The organism is Chitiniphilus eburneus (genome assembly GCF_005048205.1).
Taxonomy (GTDB): domain Bacteria; phylum Pseudomonadota; class Gammaproteobacteria; order Burkholderiales; family Chitinibacteraceae; genus Chitiniphilus; species Chitiniphilus eburneus.
Map to the genome: position 1 here is coordinate 239,308 of NZ_SUMF01000002.1, position 22,893 is coordinate 262,200.

The following is a 22,893-nucleotide window of genomic DNA, read 5'->3' on the forward strand; positions in this document are numbered from 1 at the left end:
GGGAAGCCCAGGATTATAGCCGCGCCGCCCCCTTGCCGACATAGCCGCCCCACCCGCCAACCCTGACCGGAATTCAGTGATGCGCCGTCTGAAAACCGTGGTATTCCTGCTCTGCCTGGGCCCTCTGGCCTGGACCGCCTGGCGCGTGCCCGCCGCGGTGAACCCCGTGGAGTACGTCACGCACCAGACCGGACTATGGGCGCTGATCTTCCTGCTGATCACGCTCTCGATCACGCCGCTGCGACGGATCACCGGGCACAACGAACTGATCCGGCTGCGGCGCATGTTGGGGCTGTTCGCGTTCTTTCATGCCTGTCTGCACTTCCTCACCTGGCTGGCGCTGGATCACCAGTTCGATCTGGGTGCGATGTGGCACGACGTGGTCAAGCGGCCGTTCATCACCGTGGGTTTCAGCGCCTTCGTACTGTTGATTCCGTTGGCGGTCACCTCGACCGACGCCATGATGCGGCGGCTGAAGCGCAACTGGGCGCGGCTGCATCGGCTGATCTACCCGATCGCCATCCTCGCGGTATTGCATTTCTGGTGGCTGGTGAAGCGCGACATCACCGAGCCGGCGATCTATGCCGTGGTACTGGCAATGTTGCTGGGCTGGAGAATTGATGCGTGGCAACGCAGGAGGCGAACGCTTGCCTAGAATGTCCTGCATGAAGAGCGTTCGCGACCCCACTCACCTCTGCCGGCTGGTGCTGGCCGCCGGCACCCTGGTCCACCAGTCCGGCGGCGACACGGCACGCACTGCAAAGATCATGAGCCGTACCGCGCGCGCGCTGGGCGCCGACACGGTGCATACCATCGTGTCCTCGCTCAACCTGGGCGTCACCGTCGAGCTCAATGGCCGCCAGCGCACGGTGTTCCACAAGGCCCCCCACATGGGCGTCAATTTCCGCACGCTGACCGGCGTCGGCCGCGCGGTGAATGCACTGGAGGCATGCCGTATCGGGCCCGGCGCCTTCGAGTCGCTGCTCGACGACCTGCGCAGCCGTCCCAACTATTACCCGCGCTGGCTGACCGCCCTCACCGTCGGCCTGGCCTGTGGTGGCTTCGCCGCCCTGTTCGGTGGCGACCTGGCCGCCGTGCTGGTCACGCTGCTGGGCTCGGGAATCGGTAGCTGGGTACGCCTGTGGATGGCGGCACGGCACTACAAACCCTTTATCTTCGCCACCGTCACCGCCGCGATCGCCGCCCTGGTGGTCGGGCTGCTGGCGAAGCAGTTTTCGTACACTCCGGAGCCCGCCATCGCCGCATCGGTGCTGTTCCTCATTCCGGGCGTGCCGCTGATCAACGCCATGGCGGACATGCTCTCCGGCAATTACCTGAACGGCGGCGTACGCCTGACGATGAGCGCGGTGATCATCGCCGGCATCGGCGTCGGCGTCAGCCTTGCCTTGCGGGTGGTCCATTGAACGCCGCGAGTTGGTGGCTGGAGCTGTGGGCGGCGCCAGCGGCGCTGGGCTTCGCCGTGTTGTTCAACGTGCCGCCACGCACGTTGCTGCCGGCCTGTCTGCTGGCCATCGCCGGCCACACTGCGCGCCGCGCGATGATGGTGGCGGGTAGCGACATCGTATTGGCCACGCTGGTGGCGGCCCTGCTGATCGGCGTTGCGGCGGGCTGGTGGGGCCGGCGTACCCGGCAGGTATCGGAGGTCTACAGCGTCTGTGCCGCCATTCCGCTGGTGCCCGGCGTCTCGATGTACAAGGCGGCGCAGGCGCTGCTCGGCATCGCCAGCGTGGAAACCAGCGTCGGTGGCGAGGCCTTCCTGCTGGATGCCGGCGTATATGCCGTCAAGGCTGTGATGATCATGCTGGCGCTCGCCATCGGCATTGCCGCCCCCATGCTGCTCTGGCCACGCCGCTGATTGCGGCGACTTTCCGGCTCCGTTCCTCTGTTGCCATCGACGTGTTCGCAATGTCGGCTGCGCGATTTTCGCGGCGCCCTCAGCGCCCTTTTGATCTTCGTCAAAGCGCGACGGATTGGGGCTGCTTACCTCTCCCCGTTTCACCAAATCCACAATATATTGTGTGCTGATTCCAACAAAACACTAGATATTGAGGATTGTCGATGGCTTCCCTGCCCCAGTACATCGAGAAGCGCGACGGCCGCATCGTGCCGTTCGATGGCACCAAGATCGCCGACGCCCTGCAACGCGCCGGCGCGGCCACCGGCGAATTCGATGCCGACCAAGCCAATACGCTGGCCGCATCGGCAATCGGCCTGCTGACCCCGGGCCGCACGCCGCATATCGAGTCGATCCAGGATGCGGTGGAAACGACATTGCTGGGGTCTGGCTTCATTGCCACCGCACGCGCCTATATCGCCTACCGCGAGGCGCACCGCCGCCTGCGTCAGGACACCCGCACCGTGGTGGACGTGGCATCGAGCATCAACGAATATCTGGAGCAGAGCGACTGGCGGGTGAACGCCAACGCCAACCAGGGTTTCAGCCTGGGTGGCCTGATCCTCAACACCGCCGGCAAGGTGGTGGCCAACTACTGGCTCAACCACGTGTACCCGCCCGAAGTGGGCGAGGCACACCGCAGCGGCGCCATCCATATCCATGATCTGGACATGCTGTCCGGCTACTGTGCCGGCTGGTCGCTACGCCGCCTGCTGCACGAAGGTTTCAACGGCGTGCCGGGCAAGGTGGAAGCCCGCCCGCCCAAGCATTTCTCAGCCGCTATCGGCCAGATCGTCAATTTCCTCGGCACCTTGCAGAACGAATGGGCCGGCGCCCAGGCCTTCAGCTCGTTCGACACCTATATGGCACCCTTCGTCCGGGTGGACGCGCTGTCGTACACCCAGGTGAAGCAGTACATCCAGGAGCTGATCTACAACCTGAACGTCCCCAGCCGCTGGGGTACGCAGACCCCGTTCACCAACCTCACCTTCGACTGGATCTGCCCTGAAGACCTGCGCGAACAGGTGCCCTACGTGGGCGGCAAGGAAATGCCGTTCTGCTACGGCGATCTCCAGAATGAAATGGACATGATCAACCGCGCCTACATCGAAGTGATGATGGAAGGCGACGCGCTGGGCCGAGTGTTCACCTTCCCGATCCCCACCTACAACATCACCCGCGATTTCGCCTGGGATCATCCCAATACCGAACTGCTGTTCGAGATGACCGCCAAGTACGGCCTGCCGTATTTCCAGAACTTCCTGAACTCCGACCTGGAACCGCACATGGTCCGGTCGATGTGCTGCCGCCTGCAACTGGACCTGCGCGAGCTGCTCAAGCGTGGCAACGGCCTGTTCGGCAGCGCCGAGCAGACCGGCAGCCTGGGCGTGGTGACGCTCAACTGCGCCCGCATCGGACATGAGTTCAAGGGCGACGAAGCCGGGCTGCTGTATCGCGTCGATCACCTGCTGGACCTGGCCAAGCAATCGCTGGAACTCAAGCGCAAGGTGATCCAGCGCCTGATCGATGCCGGCCTCTACCCGTACACCAAGCGCTACCTGGGCACGCTGCGCAACCACTTCAGCACCGTGGGCGTAAACGGTGTGAACGAGATGATCCGCAACTTCACCAACGACCGCGAAGACATCAGCACGGTGGAAGGCCACGCGCTGGCGATCCGCCTGATGGATCACGTGCGGATGCGCATCGTGCAGTTCCAGGAGGAAACCGGTCACCTGTACAACCTGGAAGCCACGCCAGCCGAAGGCACGACGTACCGCTTCGCCAAGGAAGACCGCAAGCGCTATCCGGAGATCCTGCAGGCCGGCACCGTCAACCAGCCGTACTACACCAACTCGACGCAATTGCCGGTGGGCTTCACCGACGACCCGTTCGAAGCGCTGGCCCGGCAGGAGGAACTGCAACGCAAGTACACCGGCGGCACGGTATTGCACCTGTACATGAACGAAGCGGTGTCGTCGTCCGAAGCCTGCCGCCGCCTGGTGCGTCGCTCGCTGGAGAACTATCGCCTGCCCTATGTCACCGTGACCCCCACCTTCTCGGTCTGCCCCAAGCACGGCTACCTGGCGGGTCACCACGAGTTTTGCCCCAAGTGCGATGCGGAACTGCTGGCCCGCAAGAACCGCTGCGCTTGTCCGTGAGGAATCGCAGCAAAGCCCGGCAATCGCCAACGGGTTTTGCGTGTGATTCGAAGTTGGTGAGCCTTGCGGGGCGTGCGGGACCCGCGCCCGCCCCGCCTTTTTCTGGAGAAATGCCATGACCGATCTGTCGCAACAAAAGCACCTGCAACCGCAACCCGTCGTCGCCCTGGCCGATGAGGAACGCACCCGCTGCGAAGTGTGGACCCGCGTGATGGGTTACCACCGCCCGGTTTCCGCATTCAACGTTGGCAAGCGTGGCGAGTTCGCCGACCGCAAGTTCTTCAAAGAGCAATGACCCCGGTGCAGGAACCCGCGATGAACGACCCGCACGACGAGCAACCCAGAAGCCCCAAGCTGGGTGGGTTCGTGCCGTTTTCCAGTTGTGACTACCCCGGTCACCTGGTGTGCGTGGTCTTCACCGCCGGCTGCCCCTGGCGCTGCCGGTACTGCCACAACCCGCACCTGCAAAAGCGCGAGCGCCAGCCCGGCCTGCCGTCGTGGGATGAAATCCTGGCATGGCTGCCGATGCGCAAGGGCTTGCTCGACGGCGTGGTGTTCTGCGGCGGCGAGCCGCTGGCCGAACCGCTGATGCCGCGCATGATCGCGCAGGTAAAGGCGCTCGGCTTCAAGGTGGGACTGCACACCGGCGGCGCCTATCCAGATCGCCTGCACGCCTGCCTGCCCTACCTGGATTGGGTCGGCTTCGACGTAAAGCACCAGTTCGACCACTACCCTGGCGTCACGCTGATCCGTAATAGCGGCGACCCCGCGCGGCGCTCGCTGGCGATGCTGGCAACGAGCGGAGTGCCGTTCGAATGCCGCACCACCACGCATCCGCAACTGCACAGCGCGGAGCAACTGCGACAACTGGCCGATCAACTGGCCGCCAGCGGCGTGCGGGACTTCGCGCTGCAACTGTTTCGCGGCGACGGTTGCCTGGACGACGAACTACTACGCCTGCCCGCCCTACCGCCGGATGCCGAAACGCTGGCACACCTGGAAGCCCGCTTCGAGCATTTCACCGTGCGCGGTTGAGGGCGTAGAAAACGGCGAAATTCCAACCTTGATGTGGGGTTTCATTCACCTCCCCGCCATCTTCGCGTTGAAGTCGCGCCGCGCAGCTTGCAGGGTGGAATACAGGCGCTCATCCGGCGTCTTGCCGCGTTCGCGAAACCAGTTCAGCCATTCCTCGCGCCGGCCGGCAAAGGCCAGCGTCACGCCGCGCTCAGCCAGCTCCGCGTTCAGTTCGCGCAGCATCGCCAGCGCGGTCAGGTCGAACTGGGTGATTGGCAGCGAGTCGATCACCAGCCAGTACACCGGCGTTTCGGCGGTATCGACCAGCGCCAGCACCCGGTGCTTGAAGTAGGCGGCGTTGAAAAAGGTAAGTGGTGATTCGAAGCGATACACCATCATCCCAGGCACCGCCGCCGCGCCGGGGTGGATGGCCAGGTCGTGGAAGCTGTCACGATCCGGGTAAACGCCCAGCAGGCTTTCGCGTGGCCGTGCCACGCGCATCAGAAACCGCAGTACCGCCACCGTCACCGCCAATCCCACGCCCGGCATCACGCCGACAAAAGCAACACCCACCGTGGTGCCCAGCGCCAGCAGGAACTCGCCCCGGCTGTAACGCCGGAGCGACCACAGGCCGCGCCAGTCCACCAGCTTGAGCGAGGCATAGATCAGCACTACACCCAGTGCCGCCTGCGGCACATAGGCCAGCGGCCCGGTCAACACCAGCATCACCAGCGCGATGGTAGCGGCGGCGATCACGCTGACCATCTGAGTCTGGCCGCCGTTGGCGTCATTCACCGCTGTGCGCGAATCCGCCCCACTGATCACGAAGCCTTGCGACAACGCTGCGGCGATATTGGCGGCACCCAATGCGCGAAATTCGCCGTCGGCATCGACGTCGTAGCGGTTCTTGGCCGCGAAGCTGCGCGCAGTGAGCATGGCGCTGTTGAAGCTCACGAGCGCCAGCGCGGCCGCCGCGCCCAGCAGTTCACCCAGATTCCGCAATGGCAGCGATGGCCAGTGCAGTTGCGGCAGACCCGCCGGCACCGGCCCGACCACCGCCACACCACGCTGGTCCAGCCCCAGCAACCATACGCCCAGGCCACAGACCACCATCGCGGCCAGTGCGCTGGGCAGGCGTGGCAGCCAGCGGTTGGAGGCCCACAACACGCCCAGTGCCGCCAGCGCCACCAGCACCACCGGCCATTGCACCGGCCACAAGTTGCCGGGCAATTCACCCAGTCGTTCCAGCAGGTTGGCGTGGCGATACTGAAAGCCGAAGACCTTGCCCAGTTGCCCGACGACGATGCTGATCGCCACGCCATTGAGAAAGCCCAGCAGGATGGGGCGCGACAGCAGGTCGGCCAGGAAGCCAAGCTTGAGCCGGCTGGCGATCAGGCACAGCGCGCCGGTCAGGAACGCCAATGTCACGGACAGCGAGATATACAGCTCGGCGTTGCCGCGTGCGATGGGCACCAGCGTGGCGGCCACCATGGCGCAGGTGGCGGCATCCGGCCCCACGATCAGTTGGCGCGACGTGCCGAACAGCGCGTACACCATCATCGGCAACACGCTGGCGTACAGGCCCGCGACCGGGCTCATGCCCGCCAGCTCCGCATAGGCGACGCCCACCGGCAATGCCACCGCGGCCACCGACAGCCCGGCACGTGCGTCGGCGCGCAGCCAGTCCCGACGGTAATGCAACAGCGTGCCCAGGCCCGGCATCCACGCGCTAAGGATGGAAACGATTTTCATCGTCGCAGCATAACCGGCGAAACGACGAATGGCGAAGCAGCACACGCACCCGCGCCTTCGAGCGGCTGGGTACCGATCCCATCATTGCCGAGTCTCATGCCATCGCTCTAAAACGGAAGGCATAGCGCCATGCTATCGATAGCCAAAGAACATTCAATTTCCATATCCGATAGCACAGTCCGACAATGAAGGCATCCTTTGCCGCAGCGCAACATAGCAGAGGGAGTCGGTATGTTTATATCGGCTACAACCATTGGATTTCGCGTTGGGCTTGCGCCTGTTCGACGCGCCTGCAACCGCTTCAGAGCACCGGCAGGCTGGGCAATGCGTGAAAAACGACATGCAATGCACCGTTCCCGGCGAGCGAGGGGACCGCACGCGACAACGCGTTGCGCCACCTCGCGCCGCCAGGGGTCGGGACCCCAGGTCATGAACAGGCTTACGGCTCGTTTGAATTGGCAGATCTGCCTCATCCCAGGAGAAACCCGAAATGAGCGATAAACCCATTCTCACCACCAACTTCGGCCAGCCCGTCGCCGACAACCAGAACACCCAGACCGCCGGCCCCCGTGGCCCCGCCCTGTTGCAGGACATCCATCTCGTCGAAAAGCTGGCTCACTTCAACCGTGAGCGCGTACCCGAGCGCGTCGTGCATGCCAAGGGCTCCGGTGCGCATGGCACCTTCCGCGTCACCGGTGACATCACCCAGTACACCTGTGCCAGGCTGTTTTCCCAGATCGGCAAGGAAACACCGGTCTTTGTGCGCTTTTCCACGGTCGGCGGCGAATCGGGCTCGGCCGACACCGAGCGCGACCCACGCGGCTTCGCGGTGAAGTTCTACACCGAGGAAGGCAACTGGGACATGGTGGGCAACAACACGCCGGTATTCTTCATCAAGGACCCGCTCAAGTTCCCCGACTTCATCCATACGCAGAAGCGCAATCCGCAGACCAACCTGAAGGACGCCAACGCCAAGTGGGATTTCTGGTCGCTGTCGCCCGAAGCGCTGCACCAGGTGGTGATCCTGTTCTCGGATCGCGGCACGCCGGATGGCTTCCGCTTCATGCACGGCTTCTCCAGCCACACCTTCAGCCTGTACAACGCCGCCGGTGAACGGGTGTGGGTGAAGTGGCACTTCAAGACCAAGCAGGGCATCAAGAATCTGCATCCCACCGAAGCCGGCCGACTGGCGGGCGCCGATCCGGATCATGCCCAGCGCGATCTGTTCCATGCCATCGAGCGTGGCGAATATCCCAAGTGGCGCGTCTGTCTCCAGGTCATGACGCAGGAGCAGGCCAAGACCTTCCGCTGGAATCCGTTCGACCTGACCAAGACTTGGCCGCAGGGCGAATTCCCGCTGATCGAAGTGGGCGAAATGGAACTGAACCGCAACCCGCAGAACTACTTCGCCGAAGTGGAGCAAGCGGCGCTGTCGCCCGCCAACGTCGTGCCCGGCATCGGTTTCAGCCCGGACAAGATGCTGCAAGGCCGGTTGTTCGCCTACAACGACGCGCACCGTTATCGCATCGGTACCAACTATGCCCAGTTGCCGGTGAACGCACCGCAATGCCCGTACCACAACAATCAGCGTGCGGGCAGCATGCGTTTCGACGGCAACGGCGGCGGCGGGCCCAACTACGAACCGAACAGCGTACCGGGCACGCCCGCCGAAGCACCGCAGTTCCGCGAACCGCCGCTGCCGTTGGGCGATGTCGCGGCATGGCAATACAGCCATCGCGATGAGGACGACCATTACAGCCAGCCGCGCGCCCTGTTCGAGCTGATGAAAGCCGACCAGCAACAGTTGCTGATCGACAACATCGCCGGCTCGATGAAGGACGTGACCCAGGCCGGCGTGGTGGTGCGCCAGCTCGGCCACTTCCACAAGGTGCATCCACGGCTGGCCGCCGGCATCGCCCAGCAGTTGGGCGTGGCCCCTGCCGCCTACGGCGGTTGATCGATGTCGTAGCAGCAACGCCCGGCGCCCGCCGGGCGTTTTTCATTGTGGAGCGCCAGCCCCGTTGTTCCGAACGCCGGATCAAGGTCTTTCGCGACGGAGCCCGCATCGGCAATGGCCCGAACCCGCGGGCCCCGGCGCGGCCAGGGAAGGACTTCGAGCAGGCTCTGATAAACTGGCCCCCGTTTTCCCGTATTCCGAAGGCCACGCCATGCAAGTTCCCGACCAGCTCGTCATTGCCACCCGAGAAAGCCCGCTGGCGCTGTGGCAGGCCGAACATGTACGCGCCTGGCTGATCGCGCGCTATCCCGGCCTGAAAGTGGAATTGCTGGGCATGACCACCCAGGGCGACCGGATTCTCGACGTCACGTTGAACAAGATCGGCGGCAAGGGCCTGTTCGTGAAGGAACTGGAACAGGCGCTCGCCGACGGCCGCGCCGATCTGGCGGTGCATTCGATGAAAGACGTGCCGATGGTGATGCCCGACGGCTTCGCGCTGACCGCCATTGGCGAACGCGAGGACCCGCGCGACGCACTGGTGTCCAACCGTTACGAAACGCTGGAACAGCTCCCCGAAGGCGCCGTCGTCGGCACTTCCAGCCTGCGGCGCGAGGCGCAATTGCGCGCCCGCTTCCCGCATCTGATCGTCAAACCACTGCGCGGCAATGTCGGCACCCGGCTGGCCAAGCTGGACGCGGGCGAATACGACGCCATCCTGCTCGCGAGCGCCGGCCTCAAGCGCTTGGGCCTGGGCGGGCGCATCCGGGCCGACCTCGCCCCCGAAGACAGCCTGCCGGCACCTGGCCAGGGCGCGCTGGGGCTGGAAATCCGTGCCGATCGCGCCGACCTTGCCGCGCTGCTGGAACCTTTCAATCATCCGGCCACCGCCGCCGCCGTCACCGCCGAGCGCGCGTTGTCGCGCCGCATGGGCGGCTCCTGCCAGATCCCGCTCGCCGCCTATGCCGAGGATGACGACGGCTTTCTGCGCCTGCGCGGTTGCGTCGGCCTGCCCGATGGCAGCCACATCGTGCACGGCGAAGCCAACGGCACCCGCGCCGCCGCCGAAGGGCTGGGCCTGAAAGTGGCCGAGCTGCTGCTGACCGAAGGCGCGGCCGATATCCTGGAAGCCTTGTCCGCCCCATGACGGGCCCACTGGCCAATCGCCGCATCTGGGTCACCCGCCCGCAGGCGCAGGCGGATGCGCTGGTCGCCGCGCTGCGGGCGCAAGGCGCAACCGCCGTGCGGCTGCCGCTGCTGGAAATCGCACCGCCCGCCGACCCGGCGATACTGGACGCCACGCTGGACGATCTGCCGCGCGCCGCACTGGCCATCTTCGTCAGCCCTTCGGCGCTGGACGCCGTGTTCGCCCGGCTGGACCGCCCCTGGCCAGCGCAAGTGACCGCCGCGGTCGTCGGCCCCGGCAGCGCCGCCCGCGCCCGCGCGCTGGGCATCGACCGCGTGATCGCGCCACCGGAACGCTACGACAGCGCCGGGCTACTGGCGGAACTGGATCGCCTGGGCGGCTGGCAGGACCGGCGCGCCATCCTGTTCCGGGGCGACGGCGGCCGCGACGACCTGCCAGTGGGGTTGCGCGAACGGGGCCTCGACCTGACGGTAGTCGCCGCCTACCGTCGCCTGCCACCCGCCTTCGACGTCGAACGGCTGTGGCGGGAACTGGCCGCCGGCTGCGACGGCGCGGTGATCTCCAGTTCCGAGGCGGCACAACACTTGTTCGCCCTGGGTGGAGACGCCACGCGCGAGCGGCTACAATCGCTGCTGTACTTTGCGCCGCATCCCCGGATCATCGCGGCACTCGCGGAGCAGGGCGCACACGCCGTGCTCACCCAGGCGGGTGACGCCGGCATCGTCGACACGCTTTGCCGCCATTTCGCCGGACAAATCAATTGATGGCACGCCTCCCATGACGCAAGAACAAGAAACCCTGTCCGCCGCTTTCTCCACCCCGCCCAAACGCCCCCGCCGCCTCAGCGCGCCGTCGCCCGCCCTGCTGCTCGCCATCCTGGCGCTGGCCGCCAGCGGCGGACTCTGGCTGTACCAACAGCAGGCCAACATGGTGGTCCAGGCACAAGTGGGCCGGCAACTGGCCAACTACGCGCAGAAAGCCGCCGACGCCAGCGCCCGCGAACAGGCATTGACCGAGCGCCTGCGCGCGATGGAGCGCGAGATCGCGCTGCTGGCGGGCAAACAGGCCGAAGCCCAGGGCCAGCAAGCCACGCTCACCGCGCTGTACGACGCGCTGACCCGTAGCGAAACACAGCGCGTACTGGCCGAGCTGGAGCAAACGCTGTCGTTCGCCAGCCAGCAACTGCAACTGGCCGGCAATGTCAGCGCCGCGCTGGTGGGGCTGGAAACGGTCCAGGACAAACTGGCGCAACTCGATCGCCCGGAGCTGATCCCCGTACGCAAGGCTGTGGCGCGCGACATCGAAAAACTCAAGAGCCAGCCCTATCTGGACGTGGTCGGCATCTCCGCCAAGCTCGACACCCTGGTGGCCGGCATCGACAAGCTGCCGCTGGCGGTGGACGGCTATCGCCATCCGCCCGAACCTGTCGACGCCTCAGCCGAACGGCACTGGTTCAAACGCCTCGTGCGCGAAGCCTGGAACGACCTGAAGCAACTGGTGCGCATCCGCGAAATGGACAAGCCCGAAGCCATGCTGCTGACCCCCGAGCAATCGTTCTTCCTGCGCGAAAACGTCAAGCTGCGCCTGCTCGACGCGCGCACCGCGCTGCTGTTGCGCAACGATGGCGCGTTCCGTGCCGATCTGCACGCCGCGCGCGACTACCTGGCGAACTACTTCGACGCTGCCGCGGCGCAGACGCGCAGCACCGAAGCCTCGCTGAAGGAGTTGTCCGAGGAATCGCTGGCAATCCCGCTGCCCAGCCTGGCCGAAAGCCTGGCCGCCGTGCGCGGCGCGCGCACCGAAGCCACGGGGGTGCGCCCGTGAAGGCACTCGGCTGGATCATCGGGCTGTTCGCGCTGGCGGTCGGCCTGACGCTGTTCGCGCGGCTGAATACCGGCTACGCCCTACTGTTCATTCCGCCCTGGCGGATCGAGGTGTCGCTCAACGCTTTCATCATTGCGTTGCTGCTGCTGGTACTGCTGCTGTTCGGCGCGATGCGACTGGCCGTGGAGCTCGGCGGGCTGCCTGAGCGTGTGCGCACATATCGTGCCGATCGCCGTCGCCGCGCCAGCGTCGAGCTGGAGCGCGAATCGCGCATCGCCTTTTTCGAAGGTCGCTATCAACGCGCGGAACGCTTGGCGGCGGATGCCCTGGCCGCCAGCGTCGATAACGCCTCCTGCGCGGTGAACGGCCTGCTGGCCGCGCGTTCGGCCCATGCCACGCGTGACTTCGCCAAGCGCGACCAGTATTTCGCGCGTCTGCGCGCCAAGCTGGGCCCGCAGCATCTGGCACTGGCGATGACGATGGCCGAGCTGTATCTGGACGAGCGCCGCTACGATGACGCCGATCGCGCGCTGGCCGAAGCACGCGCGCTTTCGCCCAAGCTCACCGCTGCGCTCAAGCTGGAATTGCGTCTGCGCCAGCGCGAGGGCAACCCCGACGCAGTAATCCGGCTGGTGGAGCAACTGGCCAAGAGCGAAGCCATCGACGCACAGCAGGCGCGCCGGCTGCGCATCCAGGCGCAACTGGAAGCCTTCGCGCTCAAGCCCCGCACGACCAAGGAATTGCAGGACTGGTGGAGCAAGCTGTCCGACTCCGAACGCACTGCGCCACCGCTGGTGCTCGCCGTGGCCGAGGCATTTTGCGCACAGGGCGCACCGGAACTGGCGCGCGAGGCGATCGAGGACGCGCTGGCCAGCGATTGGTCGGGCGACCTGGCGGAACGGTACGGTACGCTGGGCTTGAGCGGCGAGCAGGCAACCAATCAGTTGCAGCAGGCCGAAGCCTGGCTCAAGTCGCACCCGCAGGATCACCTGTTGCTGCTGACACTGGGCCGCCTGTGCCGCGCTCGCGCACTATGGGGTAAATCGCAGAACTACCTGGAAGCCAGCCTCGCAGTGCAACCCACCGCCATCGCGCACGCAGAGTTGGCCGAGCTGCTGGAATCGCTCGACCGCCACGACGACGCGGCCCGGCATCTGCGCGCCAGCCTGGCGCTGGCATTGGCTACATCGGAGCACACGCCGCGTTGATGCCGGCCCCTACCCGACTGCAAACGGCCGCACAATGCGGCCGTTTTGCTATGCGGTGGCTTTGGCCAGCTGCGAAGGCAACGTAGCGCCCAGGCGTATCCAGGCGAACGGCTGGTGCTGATTGCGGGTACGGAAATCGGGCCGGCTGCGCCACAGCGGCGGCAAGGCAGGGCGGTTGGCGGCACGGTGGGTTGATGGTGGCTGCATGGCTGGCTCCTGGTTGGTCTCGCCGCGACCGGCCCCATGCCCTTCCCGCTCACGGGTGGATCAACTCAGGGCAGGTGGACCGCCTTGAGCAGGATCGAATCGTCGGCCTCGTCATGGTGCAGCCACCAGATTGCACTTTTCTTGATCTGCCAATCGATTTCAGTGCCGGCCAGCAGCAGACTGGCGGCACGCCCCAGCGTCGGCTGGTGGCCCACCAACACCACCGTGCCATCGCTCGGCCAGTTGGCAGCGACGATATAGGCGGCGGCGCGAACGTCGGGATTGATGCGACCATCCACTTCCACATGGTCGCTGAATGCCGCCGCCGTCTGTTGGGCACGCAGTGCTTCGCTGGCGATAACGCGCGCCGGACGTTTGCCCAGCGCGTCCTTCAGCCATACCGCAGCACGTTTTGCCTGCTCCTGGCCACGGGGCGTCAGGCCCCGAGCCAGATCGTTATAACCGTCTTCGGCCTCGGCGTGGCGCCACAGGATCAGATCCATCGCATCACTCCTTCGGGCCGGGAGGCCCGTCAGTTGCGCTGCTTGGCCCCCATTTCGGCCAGCAGCATGTCCTGCGCGGAGCGTGCCTTGGCCGAGCGCGTCGCCTTGCGGCGGTAACGGCCGTCCGACAGCATTTCCCACGCCTGGACGTTATCGACGAGATACGGCCGCAGCGCTTCGCGGATCACGCGGCGCTTCACGCGCGATGTCAGCGCCGGGAAGGCGATCTCGATGCGGCGGAACAGGTTGCGTCCCATCCAGTCGGCACTGGAAAGGTAAACGTCCTCGACCCCATCGTTGTAAAAATAATAGACGCGATGGTGTTCCAGGAACCGCCCGATGATGGAGCGCACGCGGATGTTTTCCGACAGGCCCGGAATACCCGGCCGCAAGGCGCAGACACCGCGTACGATCAGGTGGATGGTCACGCCGGCCTGGCTGGCTTCGTACAGTTTTTCGATGATGGACGGTTCGAGCAGCGCATTCATCTTGGCAATGATCACCGCCTTGCGACCCACCTTGGCGTGCGCGATTTCGCGATCGATGGCCTTGATGAAGTTGGGCTGCAAGGTGAATGGCGCCTGCCACAGCACGTTGTGATCGCCCGCCAGCCCCAGGCCGGTCAGTTGCATGAACACGTCGTTCACGTCGCTGCTGAGATCCTCATTGGCGCTCATCAGGCCAAAGTCGGTGTACAGCTTGGACGTGCGCGGGTGGTAGTTGCCAGTGCCGACGTGGACATAGCGCTTGAGCTTGCCTTCCTCGCGCCGCACGATCAGCAGCATCTTGGCGTGGGTCTTGTAGCCATAGACGCCGTACACGACGTGCACGCCGGCCCGCTCCAGCTTGGCGGCCCAATTGATGTTGGCCTCTTCGTCGAAGCGCGCCATCAATTCGACCACCGCCGTCACTTCCTTGCCGCGCTGCGCGGCCTCGGCCAGCGCATCCATCAGTGCCGATTCGCTGCCGGTACGGTAGACGGTCATCTTCAGCGCGACCACGTGCGGATCGCGCGCGGCCTGCAACACCAGGTCGATCACCGGCGTGAAGCTCTGGTACGGGTGATGCAGCAGGATATCGCCATGGCGAATGGCGGCGAACAGATCCGGCTGCTTGCGCAATTCGACCGGCACGCCAGGCATGAACGGCTCGAACTTGAGGTCGGGGCGATCCACCTGGTCGGGCACCTGCATCAGGCGCACCAGGTTCACCGGGCCATTGACGCGATAGAGATCCGCGTCCTCCAGGTGGAACTGCTCCTTCAGGTACTCCATCAGGTGGGAAGGCAGGTTGTCGGCGACCTCCAGCCGCACCGCATCGCCATAGGAGCGCTGCGACAGTTCGCCTTCCAGCGCGGCACGCAGGTCCTTGATGTCCTCGTCGTCCACGGTGACGTCCGAATCGCGCGTGACGCGGAACTGGTAGCAGCCCAGCACGTGCATGCCGGCAAACAGTTCATCCACATGCGCGTGCAGGATGGACGACAGGAACACGAAGCCATGGTCGGTGCCGGTGACCTCGCGCGGCATCTTGACGAAGCGCGGCAGGATGCGCGGCGCCTGGACGATCGCCATCTCGGCGGTACGGCCGAAGGCATCGCGACCTTCCAGTTCGATGATGAAGTTGAGCGACTTGTTGAGAATGCGCGGGAACGGGTGTGACGGGTCGAGCCCGATGGGGGTAAGCACCGGCATCAGTTCGCGGAAGAAAAAGTCGCGCACCCACTCGCGCTGCGCGTCGGTCCACAGGCTGCGGCGGAAGAAGAAGATGTTTTCCTGGGCCAGCGCCGGAAACATTACTTCGCGCAGCACGCGGTACTGGTATTCCACCAGCGCGTGCGCCTCCTTGCCGATCAACTCATAGGCCTGATGCGGCGTCATGCCTTCCGGCAACAGCCGCGTCGGATACTGGCGGACGTTTTCCTTCAGCCAGGCCATCCGCACTTCGAAGAACTCGTCGAGGTTGCTGGAGACGATGCACAGGAACTTCAGGCGTTCCAGCAGCGGATTGCGCGCATCGTCGGCCTGGGCCAGCACGCGGCGATTGAATTCCAGCAGCCCCAGTTCACGGTTCAGCAACAGTTGGTTGTCGGCGGGTTTGTAGGTCATGACGCTCTGAAGCCTGTTCTGAACTGATCACCGATCAGTTGTGGATAAGTTGCGGTCAAGCCCCACCTCGCCATCGCGAGCCGGCCTTGTTGTGCCCGAGGGGATATTTGAAGCATGCAATCGGATCTGCGGGCAGAGCGGCCCTGCCGGGCCGCCCGCGCCGGTACATCAGGCCTGGGGCGGAACGTAGCCCATCGGCTGATCGGCGCCTGCGCCGAAGAAGTAGTTTTCGAGCTGCTGCTGCAAGTATTGCCGCGCACGCGGATCGGCCAGGTTCAGGCGGTTTTCGTTGATCAGCATGGTCTGGTGCTTCACCCATGCAGCCCACGCCTCCTTGGAGACATTTTCATAGACGCGGCGGCCGAGTTCGCCCGGCAACGGGGCGAAATCAAGACCTTCCGCTTCGCGGCCCAGCTTGACGCATTGAACGGTACGACTCATTGACGGACTCCGGATTCGGTCGGTATTGAATGACAAGAATATTGCATCTTGATGACAGGTGCGGCGATACGGTGTTCCCCACCGCGCCCGGGAACCCATGATTGTAACGCCGTTCAGCATCCCTTCGCGCCGATCCGGTCAAGCCGGACGGCCGGGACAGATGCACGAGGCGGCCAACCCGGCCCGACATGAGGAGGCGATACACCGGCTTCATTACCAGCCAATGAAAAAGCCCCGCACCGAAGTGCGGGGCTGTTTGACGGTCGGAACGGATCAGTTGCCAGCCTTGACCGGCATGATCCACAGCTCTACCCGACGGTTCATGCGGCGACCGTCCTCGGTGTCGTTGCTGGCACGCGGTTCGGTCTCGCCCTTGCCGTACGAATCCAGGCGCACCGGATTGACCTGGCGACTGACGAAGTAATCCGCCACGGCACGGGCGCGCTGCTCGGACAGGGTCTGGTTGTACGCATCCTTACCCACGCTGTCGGTATGGCCCACCACGGTGATCATGGTCTTGCCGTACTGGTTCACCACACGGGCGATCTTGTCCAGCGTCGGCGTATAGGCGGGCTTCAGCGCGGCCGAATTGGTATCGAAGCCGGTGGTGGAGGTCATGCTCACCAGCAGCGAGTTGTCGGCCTGCTTCTGGATGGTGACTTCGCCGCGCGACATTTCCGGTGCCAACTGCTTTTGCAGATCCTTGGCCTGGTTGTCCATGTAGTAGCCAATGCCACCGCCGGCCAGGCCACCACCCACAGCGCCGATCAGCGCACCCTTGCCACGGTTCTTGTGGTTGACCAGCGCACCGACGGCCGCGCCGCCCAGAGTACCGATGATGGCGCCCTTCTCGGTGTTGTTCAGGTCGCGCTTGTCGCCGAGGTCATTGGTGGCACAAGCGGACAACAGCAAAGCGGCGATGATGGTGATCGATACGGTCTTGCGCATGGTTTTCTCCTTTCTTATCGGGCACGGATGCCGTGCATTATCGTGGACGCCTGCCCTCATCGGTGATGTAAAAGATCACAAGCCGGGAGAGACGGTCGCCACAGCCAGGTCCGCACGTTATATGACGCCATCCGTCAACATTACGCCGTCATTACAAACCATCATTTAATGCGTAGCGCTATAACCATGTGCAATCTGACGTTGCAGCGGCGCGACATGGCAGGCCAGGGACGTGCCTGCCCGCAAATACTCGTCTCAACATCTTGGTTCAGCTACATTTTTAGCTGGTGCCTGTGGGTAGGGGTATAACCCTTAAGCAGGCGGCCATCCCGTTCAGTAGCTCCTTTTGTCTTTTCTAGGCAATAACCTACGCTGATAACTCGATCAGCGAGTCCGCCCGCAGCGCCTCCGTCCTGCTGACGGGCAGACGTAAAGGGCACTGCGCCAGGATCTCCGGCGCCGGTGGCACGGAGTCCGCCGATAGGCGACCCAGCCGCAGCCCACGCCAGGGCATTGTCTATTGGCGGACATGACGGTCTCGCAGATCCTCTGGGCCCGAACTATCAGCATGAAATGTGAGCACGATGTGGCCGGCCTGTTGCCGGTGTTCCAACCATCGGAAAAGAGCGACATGGCTTTGCCGCGCCCCAATCTCTCTGCGTCAAACAGCCCGGAGGACCAGGAAGCCTACGAGCGGATGAGGGTCATGCTCGACGCGACGCCGCTGTGCTGCAACGTCTGGTCGCTGGAAGGCCAGCTCATCGATTGCAACCTGGAGGCGGTCCGTTTCTTTGGCATGTCCAGCAAACAGGAGTACATCGTGCGCTTTGCCGAACTGTCGCCGGAATACCAGCCCAATGGCCGCCTTTCCGTGGAAGTGATCGCCGAATACCGACAGGCAATACGCGAGCGGGATCACCTGCTATTCGAATGGATGCATCAGATGCTGGATGGCGAACCGGTCCCGGCGGAGATCACCCTGGTACGCGTCAAGCATGGCAAAGGCTACGTGGTCGCCAGCTACATGCGCGACCTGCGTGCCACCAAACTGAGGGAAGCCCAGTTGCACGAAGCGGACGAGCGCGTAAAGCTGCTGCTCGACGCCACGCCGCTGGCTTGCAGCATCTGGGATATCGATTCCAACCTCATCGACTGCAACCAGGCGGCAGTGGACATCTTCGGGCTGGCCGACAAGGAAGAATTCAAGGCGCGCTTCTACGAGCTGTCGCCGCCGTACCAGCCCGATGGCCAACCTTCCACGACAGCGGCCAATGATTACCTGCAACGGGTCGTCGTCGAAGGCCGGGTGGAATTCGAATGGGTGCACCAGACTGTCCGCGGCGAACCGATCCCCGCCGAAATGACACTGGTCCGCATCGAACACCACGGGCAATTGATCATCGCCGCCTACATGCGCGATATGCGCGACATCCGGGGCAGTCAGGCCGCGACGCGGGAAGCGAACGAACGTACCCGCATCATGTTCGAAACCTCGCCACTGTGCTGCAATTTCTGGGACGAGAATTTCCAGAACATCGATTGCAACAACGAGGCAGTCAAGCTGTTCGACCTGCGAGACAAACAGGAATACCTGGATCGCTTCTTCGACCTGTCACCAGAGTTCCAGCCCGGTGGGCGCCGCTCCGACGAAATGGCGCTGGACTATATCCAGCGGGCCTTCGATCAAGGCCGGATCAGTTTCGAATGGATGCACCAGAAGTTGAACGGCGAGCCGGTCCCCACCGAAATCACGCTGGTACGCGTGAAGTATGGCGATCACTACATCGTCGCCGGCTATACCCGCGATCTGCGCGAACTGAAAGCCACGCTGAGCGAAATGCGCGAGGCGGACGAGCGCACCCGCATCATGCTCGACGCCACCCCGCTGTGTTGCAACTTCTGGGACGAGAATTTCCAGAACATCGATTGCAACCAGGAGGCAGTGAACCTGTTCGAGCTGAAGGATAAGCAGGAATACCTGGACCGCTTCTTCGAGCTGTCGCCCGAGTTCCAGCCCAACGGTCGCCCCACGGCCGAGATGGCGATGGAATACATCCATCAGGCATTCCGCGAAGGGCGCGCCCGGTTCGAATGGATGCACCAGAAACTGAACGGTGAGCCGGTTCCCTCCGAAATCACGCTGGTGCGCGTGAAGCGCGGCGAGCACTACATCGTTGCCGGCTACACCCGCGACCTGCGCGAACTGAAAGCCTCGCTGGCCGAAATGCGCGAGGCGGACGAACGCACCCGCATCATGCTTGACGCCACGCCCATGTGCTGCAACTTCTGGGATGAAAACCACCAGAACATCGACTGCAACCAGGAAGCGGTGAACCTGTTCGGCCTGAGCTGCAAACAGGAGTACCTCGACTACTTCCCCAAACTGTCACCCGAATACCAGCCCGACGGCGCGTTATCGAAGGACAAAGCACAGATCAAGATCAACGAAGCCTTTGCCACCGGCCGGGTACGTTTCGAATGGATGCACCAGAAGCTTAACGGCGAACCGATCCCGGCCGAAATCACGCTGGTGCGGGTAAAACGCGGCGAGCACTACATCGTTGCCGGCTACACCCGCGACCTGCGCGAACTGAAAAGCACCATCACCCTGCTGAACAAGCTGGAAAAGATTGCTTTCACCGACAACCTCACCGGCGCATACAACCGGCATTTCTTCCTGGAACACGCGGAAAAGGAATACAACAAAAACCGGGAATCCAATAGCCCGATGTGCGTGATCATGTTCGACCTGGATTTCTTCAAGGGCATCAACGACACCTACGGCCACAGCGCCGGCGACGTGATCCTCAAGGAAGTCACCGCCAAAGCACAGAGCGCGCTTCGTCCCTACGACTTGCTGGCGCGGTATGGCGGCGAGGAGTTCATCATCATGATCAACCAGACCTCGCTGGTCTCGGCCACCAAACTGGCCGAGCGCATCCGCCGCAAGATCGCCGGCGCCACCTTCATCTACAAGGACACGCCGCTACGCGTGACCATCAGCCTCGGCGTCGCCGAACACGGCCCGGCCGACGACTCGCTCGATACGCTGATCAACAAGGCGGACAAAGCCTTGTACAAAGCCAAGCACCGCGGGCGGAACCGGGTGGAGCAGTTCTAGAACGAATCGACGTTCAAACGCAAATACAAAGGGCGCCCGATCACGAGGCGCCCTGTTTGTTGCAGCGGCGATGGCCGCATGGGGTCAGACGTTGATCGGTTGGCAAAGGGCCGTGAATGCTAGGTTTCGGGGAAAGCATGTCACGGTCTTTGTCAGGCTCATGTTTTGCATTGATAACTCACGCAGGCCAGTAAAGCCGCTTAAGCGGCACGATTCGTTTGGTTTCGGCGTCGGTGGCATCGTAGTGTTCGATCAGCGCGCGAACCACATGATCCAGCGTCCACATTGCCAGCGGAATGGATGCCCGATCCGCTTCGTACTGGGCATCCTTGGAGAAGCCGCCGGTGCTGACATATAGCCCACGATCATCCTTGTGGCGGCCACCGAGGAAGCTGCGGATTTCCTGGCTACTCATCTGCCCCTTGCGGTGCTTAACCTCCACGACGATACGTGGGTGTTCGAAGCCAAAGCCGTCTGGCGAAGCCACGATGTCCTTGCCTCGATCCGAGCCTGGCGGCGAAACCTGGGTCTTGTAGCCCATGGCGCGCAGGATGCCGGCGACCAGCTGCTGCATGTCGTCCCAGTCGAGTTCGTTGACCCGGTCCTTGATGCGCTCCAGTGCCTGGGACTCGATGTCAGCCAACGGGTCGGCGATGACGTCTCCGGTTTCATCTTCCACGGCTGGCACTGGTTTGCCCTTCAGCGCCGACAGCACTTCGGCTGCTGCGCTGGACGGCACCTCAAAGAGGGTCAAGGTTGAACCTAGGCTGTTCTTTGTGCTGGTGCCCAAGTTGTCACGTAGCAGCTCCTGCTCTTGCCAATGCACCTTGCGCGCCAGCGGCATACCCTGCTCGGCCCACTCAGGGTGATGCTCGGTTGGTCCAGTTACCTTTCCAATTGAGTACAAACGATTAGCAGGCGAATAGGTGATGACCCAGTCGCCATCCTGGATGTCGTTGACGAAACGCCAGACCTGAGATGCGCCGGACACCACAGTGCCATGTTTTGCTTGGGGCTCGGCAGACTGGTACAGAGCAATCAACTGCTTGCGACCGATGCCTGGTTTAGCATGAGCGGCCAATTGGCTCCAACCCACTGCCGCCACACCTCGCTCACGAAAGGCGTTGTACAGGCTGCCACCTTCGCCGCGCACCATCCACATCCGTGCCATTACGTTCCCTTTTATGCTCATAACTTGGCATCGGGTGAGTAGATTCACGGGCATCGTTGGACTCCATTGCGGGAAAAGTACCCCCACGGTTGAACACGAGTACCCCCAACGCTACCCCGAATTTTTCAGACCTCAATGAACAATAGGAACGCTCAGCAGACCGTATTTTTTGGCAACCCTTTGATTTCAAAAGGCCTACCCAATCCACCAAGCGCTACCGAACGCTCCTGAGTTCCGAAAAAATCGTCAGACGTTGAACAGGAAGTTCAACACATCCCCATCCTTTACCACGTAATCCTTGCCTTCCGCGCGCATCTTGCCCGCTTCCTTGGCGCCCTGCTCACCCTTGTACTGGATGAAGTCCGCGAAGGAGATGGTCTGCGCACGGATGAAGCCACGCTCGAAGTCAGTATGGATCACACCAGCCGCCTGCGGCGCGGTATCGCCGACGTGGATGGTCCAGGCGCGCACTTCCTTCACCCCGGCGGTGAAATAGGTTTGCAAGCCCAGCAACTCGTAGCCCGCGCGGATCAGGCGGTTGAGGCCCGGTTCTTCCAGGCCCAGTTCGGCCAGGAACTCGGCCTTGTCTTCGTCCGGCATTTCGGCCAGGTCGCTTTCGATGGCGGCGCAGACCGCCACCACCGGCGCGCCCTCGGCCTTGGCAAATTCGGTCACGCGGTCGAGCAAGGGGTTGTTTGTAAAGCCGTCTTCGGCGACGTTCGCCACGTACATGGCGGGTTTGATCGTCAGCAGGCACAGCGGCTTGATCAACAGCTTGTCGTCGTCGGACAGGCCGGCGGCGCGGGCAGGCTTGCCTTCGTTCAGCGTCGGCAGCAGTTTTTCCAGCACCGCCACCAGCTTGATCGCCTCTTTGTCGCCGCTCTTGGCCTTCTTGCCGTCGCGCTGGATTGCCTTTTCCACAGTGGCCAGGTCGGCCAGCGCCAGTTCGGTACCGATCACTTCGATGTCGGAGATCGGATCGATCTTGCCGGCGACGTGCACGATGTTGTCGTCGTCGAAGCAGCGCACCACGTTCACGATGGCGTCGGTTTCGCGGATATTGGCCAGGAACTGGTTGCCCAGACCTTCACCCTTGCTGGCACCCGCCACCAGGCCGGCGATATCGACGAATTCGACGATGGCCGGAACGATGCGCTGCGGATTGATGATGGCGGCCAGTTGGCCCAGGCGCGCATCCGGCACTTCCACCACGCCGACGTTGGGCTCGATGGTGCAGAAGGGATAATTGGCGGCTTCGATGCCGGCCTTGGTAAGCGCATTGAACAGGGTCGACTTGCCGACGTTGGGCAGGCCGACGATGCCGCATTTCAGACTCATGATGCATTCCCGGTAGTAAAGGTGGATCGCGCGGGGCGATCTCGGACAGGCGCGATTCTACCACCGGGCGCCACGTTGCC

General features: G+C 63.5%; 20 protein-coding genes. 12 read left to right on the forward strand and 8 right to left on the reverse strand.

What is annotated here, in order from left to right:
* Positions 1-79: 79 nt before the first annotated feature.
* From msrQ to FAZ21_RS03755, 6 genes are all read left to right on the forward strand, one after another.
* The gene (msrQ, locus tag FAZ21_RS03730) at positions 80-655 is read left to right on the forward strand and encodes a protein-methionine-sulfoxide reductase heme-binding subunit MsrQ (RefSeq protein WP_136771933.1); all 576 of its coding nucleotides are present in this window, start codon (positions 80-82) and stop codon (positions 653-655) included.
* A gap of 10 nt (positions 656-665) precedes the next feature.
* Positions 666-1,424, forward strand: a complete 759-nt coding sequence (locus FAZ21_RS03735; protein WP_169307233.1) for a threonine/serine exporter family protein — start codon at positions 666-668, stop codon at positions 1,422-1,424.
* Complete coding sequence (locus FAZ21_RS03740; protein ID WP_136771935.1) at positions 1,421-1,876, forward strand: threonine/serine exporter family protein; 456 nt, start codon at positions 1,421-1,423, stop codon at positions 1,874-1,876. The genes FAZ21_RS03735 and FAZ21_RS03740 overlap by 4 nt, the downstream gene beginning before the upstream one ends.
* A 203-nt stretch (positions 1,877-2,079) precedes the next feature.
* Positions 2,080-4,077 (forward strand): ribonucleoside triphosphate reductase, encoded by a 1,998-nt coding sequence (locus tag FAZ21_RS03745; protein WP_136771936.1) that lies wholly within the window; start codon positions 2,080-2,082, stop codon positions 4,075-4,077.
* A gap of 115 nt (positions 4,078-4,192) precedes the next feature.
* The gene (nrdD, locus tag FAZ21_RS03750; RefSeq protein ID WP_136771937.1) at positions 4,193-4,372 is read left to right on the forward strand and encodes an anaerobic ribonucleoside-triphosphate reductase; all 180 of its coding nucleotides are present in this window, start codon (positions 4,193-4,195) and stop codon (positions 4,370-4,372) included.
* 20 nt (positions 4,373-4,392) lie between these two features.
* Positions 4,393-5,112, forward strand: a complete 720-nt coding sequence (locus FAZ21_RS03755; protein ID WP_136771938.1) for an anaerobic ribonucleoside-triphosphate reductase activating protein — start codon at positions 4,393-4,395, stop codon at positions 5,110-5,112.
* Positions 5,113-5,157: 45 nt separating this feature from the next.
* Here the strand turns inward: FAZ21_RS03755 and FAZ21_RS03760 are convergent, their stop codons facing one another.
* Complete coding sequence (locus FAZ21_RS03760) at positions 5,158-6,843, reverse strand: SulP family inorganic anion transporter (protein WP_211243353.1); 1,686 nt, start codon at positions 6,841-6,843, stop codon at positions 5,158-5,160.
* Between the two features lie 490 nt (positions 6,844-7,333).
* Between FAZ21_RS03760 and FAZ21_RS03765 the strand changes: the two genes are divergently transcribed.
* From FAZ21_RS03765 to FAZ21_RS03785, 5 genes are all read left to right on the forward strand, one after another.
* Complete coding sequence (locus FAZ21_RS03765; protein WP_136771939.1) at positions 7,334-8,800, forward strand: catalase; 1,467 nt, start codon at positions 7,334-7,336, stop codon at positions 8,798-8,800.
* Positions 8,801-9,011: 211 nt separating this feature from the next.
* On the forward strand, positions 9,012-9,944 hold the full coding sequence (gene hemC / locus FAZ21_RS03770; protein WP_136771940.1) for a hydroxymethylbilane synthase: 933 nt from the start codon (positions 9,012-9,014) through the stop codon (positions 9,942-9,944).
* Positions 9,941-10,708 carry a uroporphyrinogen-III synthase gene (locus FAZ21_RS03775; protein ID WP_136771941.1) on the forward strand — a complete coding sequence of 256 codons (768 nt, stop codon included), beginning with the start codon at positions 9,941-9,943 and terminating at the stop codon, positions 10,706-10,708. Before hemC ends, FAZ21_RS03775 begins: the two co-directional genes overlap by 4 nt.
* A gap of 13 nt (positions 10,709-10,721) precedes the next feature.
* Positions 10,722-11,768, forward strand: a complete 1,047-nt coding sequence (locus FAZ21_RS03780; protein ID WP_136771942.1) for a uroporphyrinogen-III C-methyltransferase — start codon at positions 10,722-10,724, stop codon at positions 11,766-11,768.
* Positions 11,765-12,976, forward strand: a complete 1,212-nt coding sequence (locus FAZ21_RS03785) for a heme biosynthesis HemY N-terminal domain-containing protein (protein WP_169307234.1) — start codon at positions 11,765-11,767, stop codon at positions 12,974-12,976. The genes FAZ21_RS03780 and FAZ21_RS03785 overlap by 4 nt, the downstream gene beginning before the upstream one ends.
* A gap of 48 nt (positions 12,977-13,024) precedes the next feature.
* Here FAZ21_RS03785 and FAZ21_RS20160 read toward each other — a convergent pair whose 3' ends face one another.
* The 5 genes from FAZ21_RS20160 to FAZ21_RS03805 all read right to left on the reverse strand — a co-directional run bounded on the left by FAZ21_RS20160 (position 13,025) and on the right by FAZ21_RS03805 (position 17,183).
* Complete coding sequence (locus FAZ21_RS20160) at positions 13,025-13,183, reverse strand: hypothetical protein (RefSeq protein WP_169307235.1); 159 nt, start codon at positions 13,181-13,183, stop codon at positions 13,025-13,027.
* Between the two features lie 65 nt (positions 13,184-13,248).
* Positions 13,249-13,686, reverse strand: coding sequence for a SixA phosphatase family protein (locus FAZ21_RS03790; protein ID WP_136771944.1), 438 nt, complete (start codon positions 13,684-13,686; stop codon positions 13,249-13,251).
* A 29-nt stretch (positions 13,687-13,715) separates the two neighbouring features.
* A complete protein-coding gene (ppk1, locus tag FAZ21_RS03795) occupies positions 13,716-15,794 on the reverse strand; it encodes a polyphosphate kinase 1 (protein WP_136771945.1) in 2,079 nt (692 codons plus the stop codon).
* A gap of 168 nt (positions 15,795-15,962) precedes the next feature.
* The gene (locus FAZ21_RS03800) at positions 15,963-16,235 is read right to left on the reverse strand and encodes an oxidative damage protection protein (RefSeq protein WP_136771946.1); all 273 of its coding nucleotides are present in this window, start codon (positions 16,233-16,235) and stop codon (positions 15,963-15,965) included.
* A 273-nt stretch (positions 16,236-16,508) separates the two neighbouring features.
* Positions 16,509-17,183: a YiaD family glycine zipper/OmpA-like lipoprotein gene (locus FAZ21_RS03805; RefSeq protein WP_136771947.1), complete on the reverse strand. Its 675-nt coding sequence runs from the start codon at positions 17,181-17,183 to the stop codon at positions 16,509-16,511.
* Between the two features lie 568 nt (positions 17,184-17,751).
* Between FAZ21_RS03805 and FAZ21_RS03810 the strand changes: the two genes are divergently transcribed.
* The gene (locus FAZ21_RS03810; RefSeq protein WP_169307236.1) at positions 17,752-20,304 is read left to right on the forward strand and encodes a sensor domain-containing diguanylate cyclase; all 2,553 of its coding nucleotides are present in this window, start codon (positions 17,752-17,754) and stop codon (positions 20,302-20,304) included.
* Positions 20,305-20,482: 178 nt separating this feature from the next.
* Here FAZ21_RS03810 and FAZ21_RS03815 read toward each other — a convergent pair whose 3' ends face one another.
* Both FAZ21_RS03815 and ychF read right to left on the reverse strand, forming a co-directional pair.
* A complete protein-coding gene (locus tag FAZ21_RS03815; RefSeq protein WP_136771949.1) occupies positions 20,483-21,475 on the reverse strand; it encodes a restriction endonuclease in 993 nt (330 codons plus the stop codon).
* Positions 21,476-21,721: 246 nt separating this feature from the next.
* The gene (gene ychF, locus FAZ21_RS03820; RefSeq protein WP_136771950.1) at positions 21,722-22,813 is read right to left on the reverse strand and encodes a redox-regulated ATPase YchF; all 1,092 of its coding nucleotides are present in this window, start codon (positions 22,811-22,813) and stop codon (positions 21,722-21,724) included.
* Positions 22,814-22,893 lie beyond the last annotated feature (80 nt).

Excerpts from the sequence above, each read along its gene's own strand:
- nrdD (WP_136771937.1), top strand. The coding sequence starts at position 4,193 with ATGACCGATCTGTCGCAACAAAAGCACCTGCAACCGCAACCCGTCGTC.
- FAZ21_RS03755 (WP_136771938.1), top strand. The coding sequence starts at position 4,393 with ATGAACGACCCGCACGACGAGCAACCCAGAAGCCCCAAGCTGGGTGGG.
- FAZ21_RS03765 (WP_136771939.1), top strand. The coding sequence starts at position 7,334 with ATGAGCGATAAACCCATTCTCACCACCAACTTCGGCCAGCCCGTCGCC.
- FAZ21_RS03745 (WP_136771936.1), top strand. The coding sequence starts at position 2,080 with ATGGCTTCCCTGCCCCAGTACATCGAGAAGCGCGACGGCCGCATCGTG.
- FAZ21_RS03810 (WP_169307236.1), top strand. The coding sequence starts at position 17,752 with ATGAAATGTGAGCACGATGTGGCCGGCCTGTTGCCGGTGTTCCAACCA.
- FAZ21_RS20160 (WP_169307235.1), bottom strand. The coding sequence starts at position 13,183 with ATGCAGCCACCATCAACCCACCGTGCCGCCAACCGCCCTGCCTTGCCG.
- ppk1 (WP_136771945.1), bottom strand. The coding sequence starts at position 15,794 with ATGACCTACAAACCCGCCGACAACCAACTGTTGCTGAACCGTGAACTG.
- ychF (WP_136771950.1), bottom strand. The coding sequence starts at position 22,813 with ATGAGTCTGAAATGCGGCATCGTCGGCCTGCCCAACGTCGGCAAGTCG.
- msrQ (WP_136771933.1), top strand. The coding sequence starts at position 80 with ATGCGCCGTCTGAAAACCGTGGTATTCCTGCTCTGCCTGGGCCCTCTG.
- FAZ21_RS03815 (WP_136771949.1), bottom strand. The coding sequence starts at position 21,475 with ATGGCACGGATGTGGATGGTGCGCGGCGAAGGTGGCAGCCTGTACAAC.
- FAZ21_RS03735 (WP_169307233.1), top strand. The coding sequence starts at position 666 with ATGAAGAGCGTTCGCGACCCCACTCACCTCTGCCGGCTGGTGCTGGCC.
- hemC (WP_136771940.1), top strand. The coding sequence starts at position 9,012 with ATGCAAGTTCCCGACCAGCTCGTCATTGCCACCCGAGAAAGCCCGCTG.
- FAZ21_RS03775 (WP_136771941.1), top strand. The coding sequence starts at position 9,941 with ATGACGGGCCCACTGGCCAATCGCCGCATCTGGGTCACCCGCCCGCAG.
- FAZ21_RS03805 (WP_136771947.1), bottom strand. The coding sequence starts at position 17,183 with ATGCGCAAGACCGTATCGATCACCATCATCGCCGCTTTGCTGTTGTCC.
- FAZ21_RS03790 (WP_136771944.1), bottom strand. The coding sequence starts at position 13,686 with ATGGATCTGATCCTGTGGCGCCACGCCGAGGCCGAAGACGGTTATAAC.
- FAZ21_RS03780 (WP_136771942.1), top strand. The coding sequence starts at position 10,722 with ATGACGCAAGAACAAGAAACCCTGTCCGCCGCTTTCTCCACCCCGCCC.
- FAZ21_RS03800 (WP_136771946.1), bottom strand. The coding sequence starts at position 16,235 with ATGAGTCGTACCGTTCAATGCGTCAAGCTGGGCCGCGAAGCGGAAGGT.
- FAZ21_RS03760 (WP_211243353.1), bottom strand. The coding sequence starts at position 6,843 with ATGAAAATCGTTTCCATCCTTAGCGCGTGGATGCCGGGCCTGGGCACG.